Here is a 23,872-nt window from a genome sequence, read left to right on the forward strand (position 1 = left end):
GGTTTTGAAAATCCATGTTTTCCCGTCTGCTTTGGCTGTCCTTTTTGGGAGCAGCGCTTGGCTTGGCGGGCTGCGGCGACCAGAATTTCTCGGATGCCGAAAAGGCGACGATTGCCTCATTGTCGCTTTCGGCGTTGCCGCCACTGCCACCCGATCCGACCAACAAATATGCCGACCTGCCCGGCCCGGCCGCTTTCGGGGCGACCCTGTTCTTCGAACAGCGGCTGTCGCGCGACGGCAACGTAGCCTGTTCTACCTGCCACATGATCGACCGGCAATTCCAGGACGATCGGCCGTTCGGCATCGCCGCAGGCGAGACGCGCCGGCGCACCATGCCGCTGGCGGGCGTCGCGCATGGCGCCTGGTTCTTCTGGGATGGGCGGCGCGACAGTCTTTGGGCGCAGGCGCTGGCGCCGTTGGAGGATTTGCAGGAACATGCAGGAACAAGAACGGCTTACGCGCATCTGATCGAGCGTGAGTTCAAGGGCCGTTACGAACGCATCTTTGGGCCGCTGCCAAACCTTTCCGGCTTGCCTACCTCGGCCGGTCCGTTCGGGACGCCGGTGGAGCAGGCCGCCTGGGTGGCGATGAGCGGGGATCAGCGTTATGACATCGACGTGGTTTTTGCCAATCTCGGCAAGGCGTTGGCCGCTTTCGAGCGTACGATCGTGCATCAGCCGACGCGCTTCGACCGGTTTGCCGCTGTGCTCGCCGCCGGTCGCGAGCCGCAGCCCGATGAGGTCTTCACCGAGGAGGAGAAGCTTGGACTAAAACTGTTCATCGGCAAGGCGCGCTGCTCGACCTGCCACAACGGCCCGCGTTTGACCGACGAGCATTTTCACAACACCGGCGTACCGCAAGCCGTTGAAAAATCGCCTGATTTTGGCCGGGAGGAGGGTGTTGGTCTGGTTGCCGACGATCCGTTCAATTGCCTCGGCCGGTTCCGCGACGGCGACGAAGCAGCCTGCGGCGAGCTTCGCCACATGGTGACGACAAGCCCGGAATTGCGCCGGGCGTTCAAGGCTCCGTCGCTGCGCGGCGTCGCCACGCGCCGACCTTTCATGCACGCCGGACAGTTCGACACGCTGGAGGAGGTGGTCGATCACTATGCCGCAGCGCCGCCTTCTCCCAACGGCACCTCGGAACTCCAGCCTCTGCGGCTTTCGGACCGGGAAAAGACAGCGCTGGTGGCTTTTCTTCGAACGCTGGCGGAGTGATTTTGTGCTGATGCCCTTGAACAGGGCATCAAGGATGTCATTGATAAGATTAGCTATTCGGGTCTGGCCCGCGCCGTCCGAATCTCGACGATCCTAGTGGCCGACGGCCCCCGGAGGTCCGAACCAGGTGCCGAGGACCGAGAGCTGCTCCGGCCACTGGCCGTATGCGCCTTTCAACGTCATCTCGATCGCCACGTAAAGGATGACCAGCAAGCCGACATAAGCGATCCAACGGAAGCGGTGGAGCAGGCGCGCGATAAACGAAGCGGCAAAACCCATCAGTGCGATCGAGAGGGCGAGCCCGATGATCAGAACGGTCGGGTGGTCCATCGCGGCGCCGGCGACGGCCAGCACGTTGTCGAGCGACATGGAAACGTCGGCTATGACGATCTGCCAGGCGGCCTGCGCAAAGGTCTTGCGTTTGGCTTTATCGGCGACCGCTCCGCTCTTGTTGTGATCCTTGTCGGAGAGCGCCTCGGTTGCCTCCTCTTCTTCCTCGTGCGTGGTGCTGAGTTCGCGCCACATTTTCCAGCAGACGTAGAGCAGAAGGATGCCGCCACCGATGAGCAGGATCGGCCCGATCTGGAGGAGCTGCTGGGTGACCAGCGCAAAGAAGATACGCAACACAGTGGCAGCGCCGATGCCGACCAGAATTGCCTTTTTGCGCTGGTCTGCGGGCAGGCCGGCGGCGGCCAGACCGATGACGATTGCGTTGTCGCCCGCGAGCACCAGGTCGATCGCGATGACCTGCAACAATGCGGAGAAGCCAGCCGCCGTGAAAATTTCCATCGAATGGATAACCTCGTAAAACGCCACGTCGCGGTGTCCGCCTATCGGCCATGCACCGTCGCGTCAAGCCGCAGCGGCACTCCGGAACCGAAATTGGGGCACACCAAATCACTGCCCACGACGGCGCGCCGGCATCGCCGATGTGGCGCAATGGCGTTCTCTCCGTCGGTAGACTGGCGGCAATGCCGCTGGAGCAGACGCCGGGAGCAGCCCGGCGTCCGGAACCGACCGGAACTATTCCTTGGCCTTGGCCTTGGCCGTTCGCTTGCGGCGCGGCGCCGCCGGCAAAGCTGCTTCCTCTTCCTGTCCCTTGCGCCCCAGCCCCATCGTCTTGGCGAGCGCGGAGCGTGTGGCGGCATAATTGGGGGCGACCATCGGATAGTCGGAAGGGAGACCCCACTTGGAACGATATTGTTCCGGGCTCATGCCATACTGGGCACTGAGGTGGCGCTTCAAAGACTTGAACTTTCGGCCGTCCTCAAGCGAGATCAGATATTCGGGGGTGATCGATTTCTTGACCGGTACAGCCGGTACCAGCGGCACGGACTCCGGCTCCGCCTTGCCTGCGAGCTTCTCCAGGGAGGCATGCACGCTGGCGACCAACTCGGCAAGATTTGCCATCGGCACGCTATTCTTCGATACATAAGCCGACACGATCGACGCTGTCAGCTCCAGCCTTGTGGTATGTTCGTCGTCCACGTTCTCTCTCTCTCCGGAATATCGGAATGTCGTGGTCTCAAAATTCAGGCGAATCAAGACTAATTTTCAACGGCGCGTTAGCACGGTTCGTCTTTCGAATCGACCGGCGCGCTGATGAAAGTTGGCCAGCGGCGGCGGTTCCAAAGAGATAAGAATCAAAAATGCGTCGTCCTCATACATTCTCATTCTTTGAGTCGATTCAAGATAAGTCAAGCTCACGAGGGCTGATCTAGATCTTGGCGACACACTCTTCTGGTCTATACGCGCTTCATACTATTTCATTTCCGGCCAGCAGGCCGGAAATTAAAGGCGGGATGCTCGGAACGGACGCAAAAGCAACGGCCGGACGGCGGATGCGAGTCTGGGTGATTGATCGCGGATCGGGGACTGTGTTGACGGGCTAGCCGAACGTCAGTGTGACTGTGCGGCCGCCGGTTCAGGCCGCGAGAAGCCTGCGGCGCTCAAGGGCTCCAACGCGTCAATCCGAGCAGTTTTTTCCCCAGTTCGCTAAGCACGGCGGTCGTAGCGTTCTTTCTTTCCCAGTCGCGCGGGTCGCCCGGAAAGGCGGCGCGCTTCGGCGCTTCGCGCTCGCGCCAGGAACGGATGCGGGCCTGCCGTTCCTTGTCGTCGTCCTCGTTGGCCGGGAACATCGAGATGTACTGCGCCATGCGTACGCGGTCCTTCGAGTGGTTCGGCCGCACGCCGTGCGCCAGCAGCGTGTTGAAGATCAGAAGGTCGCCGGCGTTCATTTCTATGTTGGTGATATTGAGCCCGGTGAGGTCTGGATGATGCGGGTCGCGGTCGGCCGGCTGCGTCTTCACCCAGGTTTCGAAATCGTAGAAGAGCTCGGGGATGCATTGGAAACCGCCGATGTCGCCATCCTGCCTGACCAGCGAAAGCACGCCCTGCACGCCGATGGGCAGCGGGCGCTGCGAGGTATCGCTATCCCAGTGGATGAAGCCGTTCGGATTTCCGGGGATCTTCTTCGGCGGGTTGAGGTTGGCGCGGTCGATGGCGACCCAAAGGTCTTCGCGATCCCAGATGTCGACGAAGGCGTCGTAGACGCGCCGGACCTGGCGGTTATCCCACAGATACTGGTGATTGTAGATTTCCACCATGCCGGCTCCGTTGAGTTCCTTCATGGCATGATCGCGGCGCTGCGGCGCGTACCAGGTCGACGGGTCGTTCGGATCCTTCTCGTCGAATTCCCACAAGAGGTCGACGAGGCGCTTGACGTTCTCGGCGGGGACCGCGTTGCGGACGATCACATATCCCTTGCCGACCCAGTGCTGCCAGTCGTCCTCGCTGAGCGCACGCAGCGGCAGTTTTTTGTGAATGTCGTTGAGCTGGGTGGTGAGTTTCTTTGACGTGGGATGGCTGTCCAGCGTGAGATCGGTCTCGTGAGTCACTTCTCTCTCCCAAAAAGCATCTTGTGACGAAACCCGAATGTAATTCTCCATCCCGGCCGATGTTGTAGCGACGCCGCCAGTTCTGATACTATCATGGCCTCCACTACGTTCCTTTTGCGCGATGAAGCCATTTCTCGAACGTCTTCGACCGGAACCGGGCGCCTCCTGGGCGATGCTGTATCGCCGTCTCGACGACGAGATTCCGTTCCAGTGGCACCACCATCCGGAATACGAACTGACGCTGACGCTCAACTCGCGCGGCGAGCGTTTCATAGGCGACCATATCGGCGCTTATGACGATGGCGACCTGGTTCTGGTCGGCCCTAACCTGCCGCACACCTGGCGCTCCAGCACGAAACTGGATGACAGGCGGCCGCACGTCGCACTGGTCATGTGGTTTCTTCCCGCCTGGGCCGAGGCGCTGAGCGCGTCCTTCGTAGAGTTGGCGGGCATTCGCGCAATGCTCGGCCGCGCCGCCGCGGGCCTCGCCTTTTCGCCCGGCGTGTCGGACGGCGTGCGGCCGCTGGTCGAAAAGCTGTTCGTCGCGTCGAAGGACGAACGCCTTCTGCTGCTGTTCCAGGTACTGAATGCAGTATCGAAGGATGAACGCGCCGTGCCGCTGGCCAGCCGCGCGCTGGTGCCGTCGCCGGACCCGGACCGGCGACGGATCGACCGCGTGCTCGACCACATCCACATGAACTATGCTGAAAGATGGTCTATCGAAGCACTGGCCGACGTCGCCGCCCTGAGCCCATCGGGTCTGCATCGGCTGTTCCGCCGACATATGGGCATGGCCGTGTCGGAATATGTCATCCGCATGCGGATCGGCGAAGCATGCGCGATGCTTTCGGCGACCGAAAGGCCGATCGCGTATATTGCGGACGCGGTCGGCTACCGGACGCTCGCCAACTTCAACCGGCAGTTTCTAACGCAGAAACAGGTTACCCCGCGGGCATACCGGCAGAGATTTGCCTCCGGACGGCCAGCGGTCTGAGCAACGACATTCTCAGCCGTCGACGGGCCGATGGAGGCGGCGGGCAAGAAGGCGGCAAACACAAAAAAGGCCGGGAAACCCGACCTTTCCTGACATTCGTTTCCTGCCGGTACATCCATGGTCAGGCCGCGAACGGTCTTCTTATAAAAACAGTGCGTGACAACGGCGTGAAGGCCGCCGGCCAGAGCGATGTCCGACCAGAATGAATCATTCTGTTTCTCGTTTGGCGAGGCGATTCGGCAGGGCCAGAAGGGCGGGCGAGACGCGTGGCTCGCCCTGCGCGAAGGTCGATGGGGTTCCATCGGCCGAGCAAGCCGACGCACCGGGCGCCCGCCAAACGAAAACCCGAAGGGCCGGGCTGGTTTGGGCGTCCTTCGGACCCTTCGGGCTTCGTCTCGATCGTACCGCCGGTACGGCCATTCCACGAAGCCCTCGACCTTGGCTCAAACCATCGCCGGCAGAATGGTTCAATCTGACCGGACATTGCTCTAGGAATGACCAGATCCAGCGCGCTACAGGCAGACCACCCGAACGCGGCCGCCTTCACCCTGCTCGTTGCGGCATTGGATATTGCGTGGCAACTCGGCAGGGACCTTGGGAATCAGACGGCCGGGCCCGCGGCGCGGCGGCGCGCGCACGAATTCCGGCCTAGGTTCCTCGCTTGCCGGTGGGGGCGGGGCGGAAGGAAAGTCGTGGAGCCGGCTCGGCGGCAGCAGATCTGTTTTGCGGTATTCCATGCGGCCTAAGCCACCGTCGGAAACCATCTTTGCCGTGTAAGAGGGGACGATCGTTCCGTCATAGTTCCGCGCGCAACCGGAAGCCGCCATGCAGGCGGCCATCGACGCAGCCATGCCGATGGCCGCGATCGGCAACCGCCGGGAAATCGATGTGGATAAGATGCGGCACTTGCCCCGATCCGCTTTCGGGGGATCGCACAAGACATCCTGCGGGAGACGATCCAACTCTGCCCCTGCTGCGTCGAAACGAATAGGATTTGCAAGCTAGTGCATCGAAAGTCCGAGGGAAACCTTCGACGCACCTTTGGAGGCCGTGCGGTGAACAAACAATACGGCATGACGTAAGAGCTTGTGATCACCGGCATGGCGCGCACGGGTCGACGCGAGCCAGTTCACGGGTCCCGCTAGCGGCGACGACGATGCCATCCTTCACACCGCGAGATTTGTCGGCGAGATTGCCTCTTGCGGCTGGCGACCGGCGGTTGTCCCATCCCGCCCGGCGAAGGCACCGTTCTTCCAGAGGCAGAGTTGGCGCCCGACAGCGTCTGCCGGCTGAAAACCTTCCGCAGCGTAACCAGTGGGCATGAACGCAGGTCGATTTCCGGAAGATGATGATTCCGGCATATATATTTGTTTTTTAAGGTTTGTTTCTTCCGGCGACTTGCCCAGTCAACCTCGAATCGCATAGCTAATTTGCTTGTCATGCATAGCGATCATCTGTAGCGTTTGGTCGGAGGGATGTTCGACTTCCGTATCGCGGAGGTTGAATCACGCCACTCCGATGGGGTGCTGGGCTTCGGTGTGGTCTAAGAAAAGTCCAACCAAAAAGGATGGGACACCCCGATGCCTGTACAAAATCTCGAATGGATGAACATCGACCAGACCCCGGACAATCCATACGGCAAGAGCACTGACTACGAGGCGTTTCTTGACTATCTCGGCGCGCTGAACCGGCCGCTGACACCTGAGCTCGCGGCGGGGCCGCTCAAGGTCAACCTCTACGAGCTGAACAACCATCCGGACTACAAGGCGGCCGCGATCGGCGCCCTGCAGCAGTGGTCGGCGACGACACCGCTGCAATTCGAGATCGTCGACGATCGGCCTTTCGATCCGGATGTCGACTATCTTGAAGTTGTGAGCCCGGAATTGGGCGAGGAGGATGACGGCAGCGCCTATTCGGCCGGCCGCTATGTCAGCGTCGGCCAGCGCTTCCACGACACCGAGCCGAACACCAGCGAACCGGGCGGCTATCTCTTCAACACCTTCGTCCACGAATTCGGCCACGAATGGGGTCTGAACCATCCGGGCGTCTACAATTACGGTGGTCCAGGCGGCGACCAGATCAACTATCTGAACGGCGCAACCTGGGTCTACGATCAGCAGCGCTACAGCATCATGTCATACTTCGACGGCATCGACGTCGGCGGCACCACCCGCTGGACCTCGACCACCCCATCGGTCGGCGACATCGAAGCGGTCATCCGCCGCTTCTTCGCCACCGTCGACGAAGAAGGAGTCAGGACCTACCAGGACATTCAGCTCAATACCGGCGACGACCGCTACGGTTTCGGCAGCAACAAGCTCGGCTACGAGCTGACCAAGGATGGACCGGGACACGATATCGGTTTCGTCATCCACGATACCGGCGGCACCGACACGATCGATTTCTCCGGTTCCACCGCCGGCACGCTGCTCGATCTCAGGGCAGGGCGCTGGTCGAGCGTCAACGGTCACGAATATAACGTCGCCATCTTCGACGGCCACAACGCCGACGCGACCGAATATTACATCGAGAGGGGCCTTGGCAGTGCCTTCGCCGACATCATCATCGGCAATGATGGCAACAATTCTCTTTTCGGCGGCGACGGTGCCGACAAGATCGCCGGAAACGGCGGTGACGACAAGATCAATGGCGGCAATCAGGCCGACGTGATTTACGGCGGCACCGGCAACGACTACATCGTCGGCGGCCTCGACACGCTGGACAGCCGCGACCGCAACAACACGCTGCCTCCCGTTACCGGCCCCGAGAGCAAGGACGGCAACGACCGGCTCTACGGCGAGGAAGGCAACGACACGATCGATGCCGGCGCCGGTAATGACATCCTCGATGGCGGCGAAGGCAATGACACATTGCGTGGCATGGCCGGCGTCGACGTCTTCAAGGGCGGCGCTGGCGTCGACACGGTCGATTTCAGCCGCGAGAGCCCGTTCCAGTTGCTGGTCAATCTCGAACTCAACATCGCCAGCGGTGGCACTGCCTCCGGCGATACGTTCTACAGCATCGAGAACCTGATCGGCTCGGATGACCGCATCGACCGCTTCATCGGCACCAAGGACGCCAATCATTTCCGCGGCCTCGGCGGCGGCGATGTGTTCAACGGCGGCGATGGCAACGACGTGCTGGACGGCGCGCGTGACGGCGACGTGCTGCATGGCGACGCCGGCAACGACCGCATCATCGGCGGCGCCGGCCAGGACTATATCCACGGCGGCGCCGGCCGGGATACGGCCGACTATACGCTTGGCGCGGACTCCAAGGCGATCTCGGGCGTCACCGTCAACCTCGACACCGGCGTGGCCAGCGGCGGCGACGCCGAGGGCAACACCGTCAAGGGCGTCCAGGGCGACATCCTCGTCTCGATCGAGAACCTGACAGGTTCCAAATTCGCCGACGTGCTGACCGGCGATGCCGGGGTCAACATCATCCGTGGCGCCGGCGGCAACGATTCGCTCTCCGGTGGCGGCGGCAAGGACCTGCTCGACGGCGGCGCGGGTATGGACATGGTGGCCTTCTACGACAGCACCGCCGGCGTCGTCGCCGACCTCACCCAGCCTGGTGAGGACACGCTGGTGTCGATCGAGGGTTTTGCCGGCTCTGCCTTCGACGACAAGCTGACCGGCGACGCCGGCGCCAACAGCCTGGTTGGCCAGGGCGGCAATGATACGCTGGTCGGTGGCGACGGCGACGACGTGCTCGACGGCGACTTCATTCCGATTCCGCCCACAGGCATCGGCTTGGGCAGCGGCTACGCCACGCTCGACGGCAAAGCGAAGAACAACTCGCTGGCTGCCGCCTTTGACATTACCAGCAACTTCACCACGAAAGCCGATCCCGACATCTTCGATTCCGACACGGTGCCGCACACCACGGTGAACGCCACCGGCAATGGGCAGTCGGGCTTCTACAAGCTGACGCTGACCAAGGGCGCGACGCTGTCGGTCGACATCGACCATATCGCCGATCCCGACGTGCACGACAGTTGGATCCTTCTGATCCGCGACAACGGGGCCGGCGGCGTGCTTGTCGCCAACAACGACGACAATGGCGGCGATCCGGGTTCTAGCTCGGGGCGCGATTCGGGGCTGACCTATACGGTCACGCAGGACGGCACCTACTATGTCCAGGTTGGCGCCTGGGTCGACGGGGCTTCGCCGAGCGGTTTTTCGCCGACCGTACCGGTGGGCTCGACCTACGAGCTTAACGTCTCGGTGGCGCCCGCCGATGTCGGCATGCCCAATGTCGGGTCGGCCGGCAACGACACGCTGTTCGGCGGCAATGGCAGGGACATTCTGCTCGGCCGTGGCGGCGCTGACGTGCTGAATGGCGGCAGCGGTGCCGACACCGCGTCCTATGCGGGGTCACTGGCCGGCGTGACCGCGAGCCTGGCCAACGCGGCGATCAACAAGGGCGATGCGGCCGGCGACACCTATATTTCGATCGAGTACCTGTCCGGCTCGGGCTTTAACGACGTCCTGCACGGCAACGACGCCCGCAACATCATCGTCGGCGGCGCCGGCAATGACGCCATCAAAGGCAATGGCGGCAACGACACGCTGGCCGGAGGCCTTGGTAGGGATAGTTTGCAGGGCGGCACGGGATTGGATGCCTTCCTGTTCGACACCGCGCCGGTGGATCCGGGCAATGTCGACAGGATTCTCGACTTCATCGCGGCGGACGACTCGATCTGGCTGGACGACGCGATCTACACCGCGCTGTCCTCGCTGGGCAATCTTGCAGCGGCGGCGTTCAAGGACACCGCCGATGGGGCGAAGGACGCCGACGACCGCATCATCTACAACTCGGCCACCGGCAATCTCTACTACGATGCCGACGGGTCGGGCGCTGCGTTCGGCAATATCAAGATCGCCAACCTTACTGGCGCGCCGGGTCTGACGGCAGCCGATTTCGTGGTGGTATAGGGAAAGCGGTTCCAGGGGAGGGCTGGTGGTTTGCACGGCCCTCCCGCCGCCGCGTTTACTGGCTGTTGCGCCGAACAGTTCCAGCTCGGATTTGCCAAACGAGTGAAGGGCGTGGGGGCGGATAACGCACTTGCGACAATGAGTTATGGGTTCCCGGCCTTCGCGCACGCAGGCCGGGAATCGCCTCATGACAAAATGCGCAATTGCAGAACTAGATCAGCAGCAGACCTTTCATGCTGGCATGGCCCTTCTTGCCGATGATGATGTGGTCATGCACCGCTATGCCCAGCGGTTTTGCCGAGGCGACGATGGTTTTCGTCATGTCGATGTCGGCGCGTGACGGCGTCGGATCGCCGGATGGGTGGTTGTGCACGAGGATGACGGCCGTGGCCGAGAGTTCCAGTGCGCGGCGGACGATTTCGCGCGGGTATACCGGTGTGTGGTCGACCGTGCCGGTCTGCTGCACCTCGTCGGCGATAAGCGCATTCTTTTTGTCGAGGAAAAGGATGCGGAACTGCTCGCGGTCCTCGAAGGCCATTGAGGCGCGGCAATAGTCGATCACCTGTGTCCAGGACGACAAGACCTCGCGGCCCTTGATCTCGCTTCGCATCATGCGCTGGGCCGCCGCCGCCACGATCTTCAGGTCCAGCGCCGCGCCTTCGCCGATGTCGTCCACCTCGCGTAGCAGGTGTTCCGGCGCGCCCAAAACCTCGGCAAGCGAGCCAAAACGTTTCAGCAGCGCCTTGGCGCGCGCCTTCGTGTCGGCGCGCGGGATCGAGCGGAAGAGCAGCAATTCAAGCAACTCGTAGTCGGCCAGCGCACCGGCGCCTGCCTCGCGAAAACGCTGGCGCAGCCGTTCGCGGTGACCAGTGTGGGAAGATTTTCGCGCGGGCTGGCGGCCGTGCTTCAGCGCCAGCGGCTGCTCGTCGAAGAATCCGCGCTCGTCCGTTTCGTCCGCCGCCATGCAGCCCCCGACCGATCCCGACCGACGCTCCCCGGGGCACCGTCGTCGCGATCCAACCAATCTAGCCCAAGCCGTTCCGATGTGGAAACGGGAGAATTTCGGGATACGCTGGTCGCGCGGCGGCCGCTGCGGAGACGCTGGCGCTCGGCGGCGGCTGCCTCAGGCGGGCAGGCCGGGACGGTCGAGATTCACCGGCGACAGCGTAAAGATCTCGCAGCCGGTGGCAGTGACGCCGACCGTGTGCTCGTATTGCGCCGACAGCGAACGGTCACGGGTGACCGCGGTCCAGCCGTCAGACAGGACTTTGACATGTGGGCGGCCAAGATTGATCATCGGCTCGATCGTGAAGATCATGCCGGGCCGCATCTCGACGCCCTCATGTGCGCTGCCGTAGTGCAGGATGTTGGGCGCGTCGTGGAACAGGCGGCCGACGCCGTGGCCGCAGAAATCGCGCACCACCGAGCAGCGCTCGCTCTCGGCATAACTCTGGATCGCCGCACCGATGGCGCCGGTGCGCGCGCCGGGGCGCACCGCGGCGACGCCGCGCATGAGGCATTCGTGGGTGACCTCCAGCAGCCGTTCGGCGGCACGCTTGATGGTGCCGACCGGATACATGCGGCTGGAATCGCCATGCCAGCCGTCGAGTATGTAGGTGACGTCGATGTTGACGATGTCACCGTCGCGCAGCGGCTTTGCGTCCGGGATGCCGTGGCAGACCACATGGTTGATCGAGGTGCAGGAGGATTTCGTGTAGCCGCGGTAGTTCAGCGTGGCGGGGAGCGCGCCATTGTCCATGCCGTATTCGAAGACGAAGCGGTCAATCGCCTCGGTGGTGACGCCGGGTTTTATCATGCCTGCGAGTTCGTCGAGGCAGCGCGCGGTGAGCGCGCAAGCTTTGCGCATGCCGGCGAACGCTTCCTCGCCATAGAGTTTTATCTGCCCGGTGTTGCGGGCCGGCGCGGCATCGGCGTCTAGATACGTGACCATGGGTTTTGGCGGACAACAGGTTGGGGGCGCGAATGCCTCATGTGACATCTGAACGCCGAAGCTTCAAGGGCAAACCGCAACCTAGGTGCGTCGACAACAGATCCGCCTGCGCCCGAACTCCAGCCATCTGGAGTGGCGATTCTGCACCGCAGAGCCGTCCATCAGTGACAGGTGGACAAACAGTGGAACGCGGGACCGACGCTCAGAAGCGAACCTTGAATCGACACAGTCATCGGGGGGCAGCGCTTTCAGAAGGACTTGCCAGTGGAGTGACGCCATATCTTTACGCGCGTAGAAAACGAAGCGCTTTGCTTGCTGGAAAGGTGGAATTATCTTGAAGAAGTCTTCCGTCATCCGTACGATGCAAAGCTCCGATCGGATCGCCAGATCCCGGCCGGCGATTCACCCATCAGGCCCAGTGCAAGGAGGATGACTATGGCTTCCGACGTTCAGGTCGATAATGGCGTCAATGTTGCCGCCTTGCTTTCAGCCAGGGAGGCGCTGACGAACGCGCCGGAGGCTGCGAATTTCAAATGGCGGGCGATGTGCGAATGGAAAAACGGCACGCACAGCCATTCCACGGTGGAGAGTTTCTTCGGCCTTGGGGAAGAGCAGAAGCACAGGAAAACCTTCAGCTTCGATGCCGATCACCCGGAGGTCTTTGCATCCGAGGACAATGGCGCCACGCCTGTGGAAATGGTGCTTGTGGGTCTTGCGAGCTGTCTGACGGCCGGCGTGGCGGCCGTTGCCCAAAACAGAGGTATCCAGCTGCGGTCGGTGAAGGCTACGCTCGAAGGGGGGATGAACATTCAAGGCATCCTCGGCATCGACAAGGACGTCCGCAACGGGTTTGACGGCATCAAGGTCGATTTCAAGATCGATGCCGACGCCAGCGAGGACGACATCAAGGCTCTGGTCGCCCAGTCGCAGAAGCGCTCGGCCGTTTTCGACATCGTCACCAACCCGACCAATGTGTTCGTCAACGTGAACAGCTAGACTATCTGCCCGGCGGGGTGGGCAACAATAGAACCATAGACACGGTGGTCATCGGGGCCGGCCACGCCGGCCTCGCGATGAGCCGGTGCCTTGCCGAACGATCGGTCGATCATGTCGTGCTGGAGCGCGGGGAGGTCGCGAACTCCTGGCGCACAGAGCGTTGGGATTCGCTGCGCCTGTTGACGCCGAACTGGCAAAGCCGCCTGCCGGGCTACGACTACGACGGTGGTGAGCCCGACGGCTATCGCACGATGCCGGAGGTCATCGATTTTCTCGACCGGTACGCCAGGGTGATTTCCGCGCCCGTGCAGACCGGTACCACCGTCAAATCGGTCTCCACGACGGACCAAGGGTTCGCAGTAGCCACGGACAAAGGCGCTTGGAATTGCCGCACGGTCGTGCTGGCTTCCGGCGCATGCAACGTGCCGCGCGTCCCGTCGCTCGCCGCCATGGTTCCGCCAAGCGTCGCGACTGTCACGGCGAAAGACTATCGGAACTCTGGGCAACTGGACGAAGGGGCCGTGATGGTGGTCGGCGCTAGCGCCACAGGCACGCAACTTGCCGACGAAATCCACCGCTCCGGCAGGCCCGTCACCTTGGTGGTGGGGGAGCATGTTAGGGCCCCACGCGTCTATCGGGGAAAGGATATCGAGTGGTGGATGGATGTCACCGGACTGAACGATCAACGCTATGATCGGGTGGACGACATCGAACGCGCGCGCCGGCTGCCGTCGTTTCAACTGGCCGGATCGCCGGAGCGGCGAACGCTGGATCTCAACGCGTTGACTGAGATCGGCGTCAAGCTCGTGGGCCGAATCGCCGCTATTTCCGACGGGAAGGCGCAGTTTTCAGGATCGCTGCACAACAGTTGCGCGATGGCTGACCTGAAGATGAACCGGCTGCTGAACACGTTCGATCAGTGGTCGTCGGAGAACGGATTCGATGGCCAAGTGGAAGCACCGCACCGCCTGGACCCCACCCAGGTCGAGGCCAAGCCGCCACTCCACATTGATCTTAGCTCCGGGAGGATCAAGACGATTCTTTGGGCCACGGGTTACCGGCCGGATTATTCCTGGCTGCACGTCGCGGTCCTCGATCGCAAGGGCAACATCCGGCACGACGGCGGCATTGTCGCTCATGCGGGACTGTACCTCATGGGGATGCAGTTCCTTCGCCGGCGAAAGTCGGCGCTGATCGACGGCGCGGGCGACGATGCACGCGACCTTAGCGATCACCTCGTCGCATTTCTCAGGCGAAAGTGACGGTCGGCAGCGACACGTCGATCAGATGCCGAGGTGAAGCTTCGGTTTCCAGAAAGGGCGGAACAGCTCGATCTTAGGACAGCGGTTCATGACGACCTTCAGGCCGGCGTCTTCCGCCAGCCGCGCCGCGGCGTCATCGCGAACCCCGATCTGGCTCCACAGGACCTTGGCCTTGATCTCTATGGCTTCCCTGGCCACCGCGTATAGATCTTCCGAGCGACGAAAGACCTCGACCATGTCGACCGGTTGGTCGATCGCGGCCAGCGACGGATAAACCTTCAGTCCGCGAATCTCCTGCAGGTCCGGTGTGGGATTGACCGGGATCATGTCGTAGCCGGTTTCGTGCAATACGCGCAGAACGCCGTAAGAAAACTTCGTCTTATCGGGGCTGGCGCCGACCATCGCGATAGTCTTCACCGATTTCAGAATGCCCTGGAGGTATTCCTCGGGGTAAGGATCGTCGTGGTTCATATGGGTCATTTCGATTTCTCTCAGGGGAACCGCGATATCGGCCTTCAGTTCGTGCAAGGCGAGGGGATCCGTGAAGGGGTTGCGATAAAGCTTCCCGTGGCTCTCGACCCCGACCTCCAGCGTGCAGTCGCTCATCGGACGCGCCACGCAAAGGATGACATAGCCATCATTGATCTGGCGGTTGTTCAGCGCCACCTGGGCTCTCTGGTCGACCTTCCCGGCGATCAACCGGGCCGCGCAGCTTATGCAGCCGCCATACTTGCAGCCGTAGGGAAGGTCGACGCCGTGATCGAGAAGGCTCTGCAGCAGCGGCTTCCGGCGATCGACATCGAATGCCACGCCGCCACGATTTGCAAGCGTGATGGTGAAGCTGGTCATATAAAGATATCGCTCGTGCAGTCGCCGCCGGGATACCTGGTCTCGTGACAGCGACTAGGCCCATTCGGTTCCTTGCCGAAATCGACGACGAAGTGCGGATCGATTTCCATTCCCCCTTCGCTGGTGTCGCAATTGACCATTAGCATACAGCCGCCGTTGGTGCGGATTTCCGGATAGAACTGGTTGTCCCAAGTCGAGAACAGCGACGTCGTCACGTAGAGGCGCTTGCCGTCGAGGCTGAGCTGGATCATCTGGGGTCCGCCGGTGACCTTCACGCCGTTGACCACCGGTGCACGACCGAGCAGACCGCCCATCCATACCTGCCCGGTCAATCTGGCGTGGTGTGGGTCTGAAATGTCGTACTGGCGAATATCGCCATGCAGCCAGTTGCAGAGATAGAGAAACCGATCGTCCATACTGATCAGGATGACGGAGATCACGCCCGGGATCGGGATCGGCCACTCCGGATGCGGCTCGTTTGCTACGTCGATGATCTTCTCCCACTGCCATTCGCGCTCGGCGTCCTTCCACCAGTGGATGATATTGGCGGATAGCGCCGCACCGACGAAGCCATGGCTGCTGTCGGGGTTGTGATGAAAACGCACTTCCAGCGGGATCAAACCGTCCTCACCAAGATAGAAGGTTTGCCGCGGCTCCTTTTGCGCGAAATCCCATAGATGAATCTCGCGCCCATATTTCAGGTGGCCCACTTCCTCAAGGTCGAAGCCCGGCATGAACGTGTTCGGCGCAGCCCATTCCGAACTCACCATCACATTGTGTCTGGGCTGATACCAGAAATCATAACCGAACTTGATGTTGCCCATGGAGTTTTCCCACCGGCCAACAATCTCGAAGTCCTTGTTAAGGTGGAGATATCCTCCTGGTGCATTGCCGCGCGCGTCGCCAAGCATGGAAATGATGATGCTTGAGCCGAGGCAGTGCACCGTATGGGGTGCCGACAGGTTGGTCTTGGCTTTGATTTCGGCTCCGTCGATCACCTTGTAGAGGGTCGGGTTACGGGGATCGGTTCCGCAGTCCACGATGTGCAGGTTCGACGAACGCACACCCGGCACGATAAGATACTTGCGCTCCATGCTTGTGTCGCCGTGGCAGGAGGAGCAGGCGTTCCAACCCATGTGGTGCAGCTCATCACCTATTCCCGGGACCTCGAGCCGCGAAATCACCTGGCTATACGTTGCGCTCTTGGGGTCCGCGTCTATGGTGCAAAGATAGTCGGGCTTCTGAATACCAGTACCGGTGTAAATAGCGATCGTGTAGAGCAGTTTCTCGCGAGGTGCGTTGATCGCTTCGGCAGGAGAAGCGTAACCGGGTCCACAGCAATGATCGGCCATGAGAACCTTCCAACTCTTTGAACAAATCACCGTCCACTCGAGCGGGATGCATCCATATGCTTCGCTTGAACGCTTCGGGTAGCAGGCGAAACAACTTGTTTGGCTGGAATCCGCGATCTCGTGACTTAGCTAAAGGATGTCTCCCTTTCGCCGAAGGCACAAGCCACCCGATGGCCGATTTCGACAAGCATTGCGGATCGACGGTGCCAAGGGGCCCGTAAGCGGACTGGCAGCTTCGAGGCTCGGATTTTGAGAAGCGGACAATCCCTGCAGCCGCAGGCGTCGACCTGATCTGACCGAATCGAGACCTTCCATCCCGATCCGCGCAAGGTCCGCGTTGGGGTCAAATCCGTGCGTTCCAACCCGGCGGCTGGAGCTAAACTCACTGGCCATCCGCGCTACACGTTGCTGAGGACCCGAGGATGCGATCGAAGGTACAGTATCCTGATTTTGCCGCTCGCTCCGCCGCATTTTGAGGTAGACTAAAGCAACTTGCCCGCGACGACTCCGATCGGGGGAGATTCATGGACGTTGACAGCTGGCTGCGTGACTTGGGGCTTGGCCAATACGCCGCTGCCTTCGAGGAGAACGCAGTCGATGCCGACACCTCGCGCGAGTTGACTGCCGACGATCTCAAGGAACTCGGCGTCAGCCTCGTCGGTCATCGCCGCAAGCTGCTTGCAGCGATTGCCGCACTCACGGACAGACCCTCTTCAACTGATGGAAGCGGTCCGCCCGAGAATTCCGAACTGGACAAGTGATGTCGATGTGGCCGAGCGTCGTCAATTGACAGTGATGTTTTGCGATCTGGTCGGATCAACGACGCTCTCGGCAGAGCTCGATCCGGAGGATCTGCGTCAAGTGATCGGCGGCTATCAAGCCGCCGTGACCGAGGAAGTCGCCAAGTTCGGAGGATTCGTCGCCAAGTACATGGGCGACGGCGTGCTTGCATATTTCGGCTATCCGCACGCTCACGAGGAGGACGCCGAAAGGGCCCTGCGGGCCGTCCCGGCCTCACCGGCAGCCGGCTCTTCCGGGAACTGAAGGAACTCGGCTATCGCGGCGGCTACACGGCCGTCACCGACTTCCTGCGCGACGTCCGTCCATCTGCGGCGGAGCGCGGCTACGAGGTCCGCTTCGAGACCCCGCCTGGCGAGCAGGCACAGGTCGACTTCGCCCAGTTCAATGTCGTCCTCACCGATGCGTTCGACCAAAAGCCTCGCGCACCGGCATCTGGCAGCGTCGCAAATTCCGCGTGCCGATCACCGTAATAATGACGATATGTGTCGGCTAGGTTCCTGCCGAGCGCTTCTGCAGCCAGTGTTGCTGATCGCTGATCCGCAGGACCGCCTGTCGCGATAATCCCGTTTCCGCGGCAACGGCCGACGCCCCAGCGCCCTGACTGAACATGAAAGCCACGGTCTCAAACGTCTTCCGATCATAACTTAGCTTGCGCCCTCGATATGCCGTTGAACTTGTCGCCCGCGCGGCGGCAATGCCGACCTTCTGGGCCTCTTTGGTAGCGATCGCCTGTGCCTCTGCAGTGGCGGCAGCCAAAAGCGCAATCAGCGTCGCGTGCGGCTTGTTGATCAGGGTCGGCCGTTTCGCCGTCGAACACCCGGCGCTGATCAGGGCGACGCGTTGCCGACGCCGACTTAGGGTCGGTAACGGACTGGCAGTTTCGGGGCATCGTCATCGCGAAACCTGACGTTTTGCCGCGAAACGTTGAAATTCATGTCTGGTCGTTTTGGCATTGCGTAGTCAGCGCATTCGCGTGGGAGAGCAAGATTCGGAACCGGCGGGGACAGAGCCACATCATTGCAATCGGCTGTTGTGTCGCAGCACGAGGCCTACCGCGCCGAGCAAAGCGTCGTTTTCGGTATGCTTGCCCACGGTTATCCGCGTGCGCAGGGCCGGCGCGATGTCGCGCGATTTGATCAGCGTGTGGCGCTCATAGGATGCGACCAGCGGCGCCAGCAGAATGTCGCCAGCCAAGGCCATGCGGCCGCCGATGATGATGAGCGGCGGATTGAGCACCGAGCCGATCACGCCCAGACCGCGGCCGGCCACCTCGGCCGTGTCCTCGATCATCCGCAAGGCCCTGACATCTCCCCGCTCGGCCATCTCGATCACGTCATCCATCGTGACCGGCCGCCGAACGATGCGCGAAATCTGCTCGAGCGGCCGTACAAAACTCGCATAAAGTTCCAGGCATCCGCGATTGCCGCACCGGCAAAGATCGCCACCGGGGTCAATGCTGATATGCCCGAACTCTCCGGCGCCGCCGGCGATGCCCGTCACGAGTCTCCCTTGTTGAACAACGGCACCGCCTACCCCCAGGTCTATCTTGAAGAGTACGAAATCATCGTGGCCGACGGCTGCGCCCCACATCAATTCCGCGATGGCGGCGCAGTTGCTTTCATTGTCGGCAAAAATCGGCTGCTCGAGAGCCGCTCCAAAAACATCTCGAATGTTGACGCCGGCCCAGGTCGGAACAATGCTCGCGCGCAGCACGACTCCTTCGCGGCTGACCGGGCCCGAGACTGAAACGCCAACCCCCAGCAGCCCGGCCATCGGCAACCCGTTTTCCTCATAGCATCGCGTGATCACTGACTTGGCCACCTGCCCCGCCTGCCGCGGCTGATAGTCCAGCCCCATGGGTATAGTTTGTTCGGCGATGACAGAATGCGAGACGTCAGCGACGACGAAACGCATCTCGTCGAGGCTCAGGTGGATTCCGACGCATGTGCCTGCGGCCGGATTGAGCGTGAGCGTCGCGGCCGGCCTGCCGATGCCTCTTGCACGGTCGCCGCTCGCCAAGGTTTCGACGACCATTCCTGACTTTCTCAAGCCAGCAAGTGCGGTGGAGACCGTCGATCGCGCCAACCCGGTGACACGGGTGATCTGCGACGCGGAGAGCACGCCACGCTCACTCAGGCATCGGACGATGAGGCTCTCCGGTGATGCGGACAGTCGATCGTTGAGCAGGCTCTTAAGCAAGGGTTTGGTCATGAACGATCACAAGGTCGTTGACTCATAGCTTGAATATGACATTCTGGAAAGAACTCGAGACTACAGTATCTCGCTGGCGGTATTAAAGCCACAAGCGGTCAATACGAACCGTAGAATTCATAATGGGAGAGAAACGATGAAATACACCATGACGGTCCTCGCGGCCGCTACTGCCTGCACCCTGGTTTCTGGGGCAGCCCTCGCCGAGCCCAAAACTAACCTGCTGCATCAATGGGCGACCGGATCCGACGCCCAGGCGATCGCCAAGCTAGGTGAGATGTTCACGGCGAAGGGAGGCACGTGGCAGCAGACCTCCATCGCGGGTCACACGGCCAACACGCTCGCAAAATTGCGTGCCGACGTGATTGCCGGCAATGCGCCTCCTGCGGTGCAGCTCAAAGGCCCCGAGATCGCCGAATGGAACGAGACCGGCATGACCGCCAATCTCGACGAGTTGGCCGCAGCAGAAAACTGGGAGAAAGTTGTCGCCCCTGAATTGCTGCCTGTGATGAAGCCTACAGGCAACTGGGTGGCTGCGCCGATGAATATCCACCGCATCAACTGGCTGTGGGCATCGCCGAAGGTCTTGCAGGAAGCAGGCGTGGCCGAGGTGCCGAAAACCTGGGCGGACTTCAACGCCGCCTGCGACAAGATTGTGGCGGCGGGCAAGATCTGCATCTCGCATTCGACCGCGGACTGGACGGACTCGACCGTCTTCGAAGTGGTCGTCTACGGCATGGATCTCGATCTGTTCAAGAAGGCCTTCGTCGAGGGCGACGTCAAGGCGATGCGCAGCGACGGCATGGTCAAGGCCTTCGAGCAGATGCGCACCATGACCACAAAGTACATGGACCCCGGCATGAACGGGCGCGATTGGGATACCATGTCGCATCTGGTCGGCCGCGGCGAGGCCGCATTCCACATCATGGGTGACTGGACGCTCGGCCTCTTGACCGCCGGCGGCTTCAAGGAAGGCACGGACTATGTCTGCGCTCAAGCCCCGACCGACTGGGGCAAGGCGGGCTTCATCCTGAACTCCGATTCGGTTGTGTTCTTCAAGCAGACCGATCCGGACTACGTCGAGGGGCAGAAGCTGCTCGCCTCTCTGATTCTGTCGCCCGAGTTCCAGACAGCCTTCAACCAGACCAAGGGCTCTATCCCGTCCCGGCTGGACGTCGATCTGTCGACTGGATTCAACCCATGCCAGCAACTCTCGCAGAAGGATCTGCAGGCTTCGATCACCGCGGGTACGCTCGTCCGCTCGATGGCGCACAACATGACGATCCCGCAGAAGGTGCGCGGCGCCATCATGGATACCGTCACTGAATTCGTGGCGACGCCCGGCATGTCGGCGCAGGATGCGGCCAGTGCGATGGCCGATGCCGCCGAAGCGCAGATGTAACGCTGCCGATGAAAGGCCGGGCGGAAACGCCCGGCCAGACTTCGCCGGAGCTGCCCGATGTCCACGCCTGACCTGACCGTGCCGGTTGCGGCTTCAGCAGCTCCGCCATGGCGAGAGCGACTGACCACGATGGCGCCTGTTCTGCTGTTGGCACCGTCGCTGGTGGCGAGTTTCATCTACGTCTTTGTCTTTACACTCTGGACGCTCTACCTCTCGCTTTCCAATTCATCGCTTTTGCCGACCTACGGGTTTGTCGGCGTGGACAATTATGTGTCGCTCTGGGCGAACCGGCGATGGAACATCGCCTACACGAACCTCTTCCTATTCAGTGCTTTCTATATTCTGGGATCGATGGCGGTCGGACTGCTGCTCGCCATCCTGATCGACCAGCGCGTCCGCGGCGAGGCGATCTGGCGCACGATCTTCCTCTATCCGCTGGCGGTGTCCTTCATCGTCACCGGTACGGTGTGGAGTTGGCTTTACAACCCTGTCGACGGCATCCAGGCTTTCGTGAGGGGGCTCGGCTGGAGCGATTTCAGCTTTGCCCTGACCGCCAACCGTAACACCGCGATCTATGCCGTCATCATTACCGGCATTTGGCAGTCGTCCGGCTTCGCAATGGCCCTTTTCCTGGCCGGGCTGCGGTCAGTCGATCCAGACCTCGTCAAGGCCGCGCAGATCGACGGCGCTTCGACGTTTCGCACTTATCGCAAAGTCATCCTGCCGACGATCGCCCCCATATTCCTGGCGGTAGCCGTCATCCAGATCCAGTTCGCCATCAAGACCTTCGACCTGGTGGCGGCGCTGACGCGGGGCGGGCCAGGTGTGTCGACGACTTTCCCGGCCATCTATGTGTACGATCTGATGTTCCAGCGCGGGCAAATCGGCGAGGGTGCGGCAGCGGCGATGATGATGCTCGCCGCGCTTGCCGTGGTGCTGGTGCCCTATTCGCTGTGGATCGTCTGGCGCAGGCAGGCGGAGGGGCGCGATGGCTAGCATCGCCCTCAACGACAGGTATGATCCCGAAGCTGCTGCTGCTCGGCGACGGTATTTCTGGAGCCGCTTTCTTGTCTATGCAGTGCTGACGTTTTTCGCGGTCATCTACCTCGTGCCGCTGCTGGTCGTGATCTTCAACTCTTTGCGGGAGCAGCCCGAGATCGCGCAGAACGGCCTCATCTCCTTGCCGCGCAGCTTCCGCCTTGATGCATGGGCCGATGCCTGGGGCTCCTACTGCATCAGCGGAACTTGCGAGGGAATGCGGCGCAATTTCTTCAACTCGCTATGGATGACGGTCCCCGCCACCATCATCTCGACCGTTCTCGGAGCAATAAACGGCTACATCCTCTCCAAATGGCGCTTCAAGGGCTCCGAAGTGCTCTTCAATCTGATGCTGCTCGGCGTTTTCATGCCCGGCCAGATCTCGCTCATGCCGTGGGCGTTCCTGCTTGGTAAGCTCGGCCTCACCAATTCGACGTACGGCCTCGTGCTGATTCACGTCATCCAGGGCATCTCGTTCACAACGCTGTTCTGCCGCAATTTCTACGTGAGCATCCCCGACGACCTCATCAAGGCGGCGCGCATCGACGGCGCCGGCTTCTGGCGCATTTTCCGCAAGATCATCCTGCCGCTGTCACCGCCGATTCTGATCGTCACCGTCATCTGGCAGTTCACCGGCATTTGGAACGAATATCTGTTCGGCGTCGTCTTCACATCGGGGCAGGAGCAGCCGATCACGGCTGCGTTGGTCGCTCTCACTGCCGGCGGTACGACCGCCCGCGCTTACGACGTTATGAGCGCAGCAGTGTTGATCGGCGCGTTGCCGCCGTTGCTGATCTACCTGTTCGGCGGAAAATACTTCGTACGCGGCCTGACCCAGGGCGCCATCAAATGAGACGCCCTTAATGTCTGCGCTGACGATCCGCAACCTTCACAAACGCTACGGGGCTGTAGAAGTCCTGACCGGCATCAATCTCGAGGCACAGACCGGGGAGTTCGTTGCTCTAGTCGGCCCTTCAGGCTGTGGCAAGTCCACCTTGCTCGCCATGATTGCCGGCTTGGAGACCATCACTTCGGGCGAGATCTGGATCGGCGACCGGCTCGTCAACTCGGTGCAGCCCAAGGACCGCGACATCGCGATGGTTTTCCAGTCCTATGCGCTCTATCCCACGATGACGGTGCGCGAGAACATCACCTTCGGTATGGAAAGCCGAGGCGTGCCGAGAGCCGATCAAGCCGAAGCCGTGAAGCGGGTTGCCGCGCTCCTGCAGATCGAGCAGCTGCTCAAACGCAAGCCGGGCCAGCTTTCAGGCGGCCAACGGCAGCGGGTTGCGATGGGGCGGGCGCTGGTGCGCGATCCAAAACTGTTCCTGTTCGACGAGCCGCTGTCCAACCTCGACGCCAAGCTGCGTGTCGACATGCGCACCGAAATCAAGAAGCTCCACCATCGCGTCGGCAAGACGACTGTCTACGTCACCCACGACCAGGTGGAGGCGATGACGCTCGCATCCCGGATCGCGGTGATGAACCAAGGTTCGGTCCAGCAGTTTGACACGCCGAAGTCCATCTATGAGCGGCCGGCCAACATGTTCGTGGCCGGCTTCATGGGATCGCCGGCGATGAATTTCATTCCCGCCCGCCTCGCCGGCCCGGCCAATATCTCGGTGCGCACCGCCAATGGCAGCGACGCCACCCTGGCGCTTCCCACGCCGGTGGCTGCCGGCGCACCTGATAACCTGATACTCGGGGTCCGGCCGGAACACATCTATCGCTTCACGACGGACCTGAAGTCGCGGAAACCCGCGGTCGCCTCCCTGGAGGCGCCGGTCGAGCTGGTCGAGCCGACGGGTGCCGAGACGCTTGCGGTGCTGAGACTCGGCGACCTGGAAATCACCGGCCGGTTCGAACCGGACACCGCTCCCACGATGGGCGAAATGGTGACGCTCGGCATCGATATGTCGCGCGCCTGTCTGTTCGACCCGACAACCAAGGCGCTTCTCTGAC

General features: G+C 61.6%; 19 protein-coding genes and 3 pseudogenes. 11 read left to right on the forward strand and 11 right to left on the reverse strand.

Annotated elements, in window-relative coordinates; genetic code table 11:
• Positions 1-14 precede the first annotated feature (14 nt).
• Complete coding sequence (locus tag RB623_RS03750; RefSeq protein WP_308055410.1) at positions 15-1,217, forward strand: cytochrome c peroxidase; 1,203 nt, start codon at positions 15-17, stop codon at positions 1,215-1,217.
• 93 nt (positions 1,218-1,310) lie between these two features.
• Here RB623_RS03750 and RB623_RS03755 read toward each other — a convergent pair whose 3' ends face one another.
• From RB623_RS03755 to RB623_RS03765, 3 genes are all read right to left on the reverse strand, one after another.
• Positions 1,311-2,006, reverse strand: a complete 696-nt coding sequence (locus tag RB623_RS03755) for a TerC family protein (protein ID WP_308055485.1) — start codon at positions 2,004-2,006, stop codon at positions 1,311-1,313.
• A 234-nt stretch (positions 2,007-2,240) separates the two neighbouring features.
• Positions 2,241-2,762, reverse strand: coding sequence for a MucR family transcriptional regulator (locus RB623_RS03760; protein ID WP_374121628.1), 522 nt, complete (start codon positions 2,760-2,762; stop codon positions 2,241-2,243).
• Between the two features lie 404 nt (positions 2,763-3,166).
• Positions 3,167-4,114, reverse strand: a complete 948-nt coding sequence (locus RB623_RS03765) for a phytanoyl-CoA dioxygenase family protein (RefSeq protein WP_308055411.1) — start codon at positions 4,112-4,114, stop codon at positions 3,167-3,169.
• Between the two features lie 172 nt (positions 4,115-4,286).
• Between RB623_RS03765 and RB623_RS03770 the strand changes: the two genes are divergently transcribed.
• Entirely contained in the window at positions 4,287-5,108 is an 822-nt protein-coding gene (locus tag RB623_RS03770; protein WP_308055412.1) for an AraC family transcriptional regulator, read from the forward strand.
• 512 nt (positions 5,109-5,620) lie between these two features.
• Here the strand turns inward: RB623_RS03770 and RB623_RS03775 are convergent.
• Positions 5,621-6,070: a hypothetical protein gene (locus RB623_RS03775; protein ID WP_308055413.1), complete on the reverse strand. Its 450-nt coding sequence runs from the start codon at positions 6,068-6,070 to the stop codon at positions 5,621-5,623.
• Between the two features lie 618 nt (positions 6,071-6,688).
• Here RB623_RS03775 and RB623_RS03780 point away from each other — a divergent pair.
• Positions 6,689-10,048 carry a M10 family metallopeptidase C-terminal domain-containing protein gene (locus tag RB623_RS03780; protein ID WP_308055414.1) on the forward strand — a complete coding sequence of 1,120 codons (3,360 nt, stop codon included), beginning with the start codon at positions 6,689-6,691 and terminating at the stop codon, positions 10,046-10,048.
• A gap of 211 nt (positions 10,049-10,259) precedes the next feature.
• Here the strand turns inward: RB623_RS03780 and radC are convergent, their stop codons facing one another.
• Both radC and map read right to left on the reverse strand, forming a co-directional pair.
• A complete protein-coding gene (radC, locus tag RB623_RS03785; RefSeq protein ID WP_308055415.1) occupies positions 10,260-11,012 on the reverse strand; it encodes a DNA repair protein RadC in 753 nt (250 codons plus the stop codon).
• 159 nt (positions 11,013-11,171) lie between these two features.
• Positions 11,172-11,999, reverse strand: coding sequence for a type I methionyl aminopeptidase (map, locus tag RB623_RS03790; protein WP_308055416.1), 828 nt, complete (start codon positions 11,997-11,999; stop codon positions 11,172-11,174).
• A gap of 312 nt (positions 12,000-12,311) precedes the next feature.
• Between map and RB623_RS03795 the strand changes: the two genes are divergently transcribed.
• Together RB623_RS03795 and RB623_RS03800 are read left to right on the forward strand one after the other, a co-directional pair.
• Positions 12,312-12,995: an OsmC family protein gene (locus RB623_RS03795; protein ID WP_308055417.1), complete on the forward strand. Its 684-nt coding sequence runs from the start codon at positions 12,312-12,314 to the stop codon at positions 12,993-12,995.
• 44 nt (positions 12,996-13,039) lie between these two features.
• Complete coding sequence (locus RB623_RS03800; RefSeq protein WP_308055418.1) at positions 13,040-14,257, forward strand: NAD(P)-binding domain-containing protein; 1,218 nt, start codon at positions 13,040-13,042, stop codon at positions 14,255-14,257.
• Between the two features lie 21 nt (positions 14,258-14,278).
• Here the strand turns inward: RB623_RS03800 and RB623_RS03805 are convergent, their stop codons facing one another.
• The 3 genes and pseudogenes from RB623_RS03805 to RB623_RS03815 form a co-directional block, all read right to left on the reverse strand.
• On the reverse strand, positions 14,279-14,728 hold the full coding sequence (locus RB623_RS03805; RefSeq protein WP_308055487.1) for a CoA-binding protein: 450 nt from the start codon (positions 14,726-14,728) through the stop codon (positions 14,279-14,281).
• A gap of 147 nt (positions 14,729-14,875) precedes the next feature.
• Positions 14,876-15,106: pseudogene (locus RB623_RS03810) on the reverse strand (2Fe-2S iron-sulfur cluster-binding protein); the annotation flags it as partial.
• Positions 15,103-16,458 carry a selenium-binding family protein gene (locus RB623_RS03815; RefSeq protein ID WP_308055419.1) on the reverse strand — a complete coding sequence of 452 codons (1,356 nt, stop codon included), beginning with the start codon at positions 16,456-16,458 and terminating at the stop codon, positions 15,103-15,105. The pseudogene RB623_RS03810 and the gene RB623_RS03815, both read right to left, overlap by 4 nt.
• 524 nt (positions 16,459-16,982) lie before the next feature.
• On the opposite strand from RB623_RS03815, the pseudogene RB623_RS30310 reads away from it, so the two are divergent.
• Both RB623_RS30310 and RB623_RS03830 read left to right on the forward strand, forming a co-directional pair.
• Positions 16,983-17,463, forward strand: a pseudogene (locus RB623_RS30310) (adenylate/guanylate cyclase domain-containing protein); the annotation flags it as partial.
• A 2-nt stretch (positions 17,464-17,465) separates the two neighbouring features.
• Positions 17,466-17,669: pseudogene (locus RB623_RS03830) on the forward strand (IS21 family transposase); the annotation flags it as partial.
• 79 nt (positions 17,670-17,748) lie between these two features.
• On the opposite strand, the gene RB623_RS30315 reads toward RB623_RS03830, so the two are convergent.
• Together RB623_RS30315 and RB623_RS03840 are read right to left on the reverse strand one after the other, a co-directional pair.
• The gene (locus RB623_RS30315) at positions 17,749-17,868 is read right to left on the reverse strand and encodes a hypothetical protein (RefSeq protein ID WP_374121635.1); all 120 of its coding nucleotides are present in this window, start codon (positions 17,866-17,868) and stop codon (positions 17,749-17,751) included.
• 405 nt (positions 17,869-18,273) lie between these two features.
• Complete coding sequence (locus RB623_RS03840) at positions 18,274-19,470, reverse strand: ROK family transcriptional regulator (RefSeq protein ID WP_308055421.1); 1,197 nt, start codon at positions 19,468-19,470, stop codon at positions 18,274-18,276.
• Between the two features lie 136 nt (positions 19,471-19,606).
• On the opposite strand from RB623_RS03840, the gene RB623_RS03845 reads away from it, so the two are divergent.
• Genes RB623_RS03845 through RB623_RS03860 form a run of 4 tightly spaced genes read left to right on the forward strand, consistent with a single transcriptional unit; the run spans position 19,607 to position 23,871 of the window.
• Entirely contained in the window at positions 19,607-20,872 is a 1,266-nt protein-coding gene (locus RB623_RS03845) for an ABC transporter substrate-binding protein (RefSeq protein WP_308055422.1), read from the forward strand.
• 57 nt (positions 20,873-20,929) lie between these two features.
• Positions 20,930-21,868, forward strand: coding sequence for a sugar ABC transporter permease (locus tag RB623_RS03850; protein ID WP_308055423.1), 939 nt, complete (start codon positions 20,930-20,932; stop codon positions 21,866-21,868).
• The gene (locus tag RB623_RS03855; RefSeq protein ID WP_308055424.1) at positions 21,861-22,763 is read left to right on the forward strand and encodes a carbohydrate ABC transporter permease; all 903 of its coding nucleotides are present in this window, start codon (positions 21,861-21,863) and stop codon (positions 22,761-22,763) included. Before RB623_RS03850 ends, RB623_RS03855 begins: the two co-directional genes overlap by 8 nt.
• Positions 22,764-22,773: 10 nt before the next feature.
• Complete coding sequence (locus RB623_RS03860; protein WP_308055425.1) at positions 22,774-23,871, forward strand: sn-glycerol-3-phosphate ABC transporter ATP-binding protein UgpC; 1,098 nt, start codon at positions 22,774-22,776, stop codon at positions 23,869-23,871.
• Position 23,872 lies beyond the last annotated feature (1 nt).

The organism is Mesorhizobium sp. LHD-90 (assembly GCF_030929505.1).
Taxonomy (GTDB): domain Bacteria; phylum Pseudomonadota; class Alphaproteobacteria; order Rhizobiales; family Rhizobiaceae; genus Kumtagia.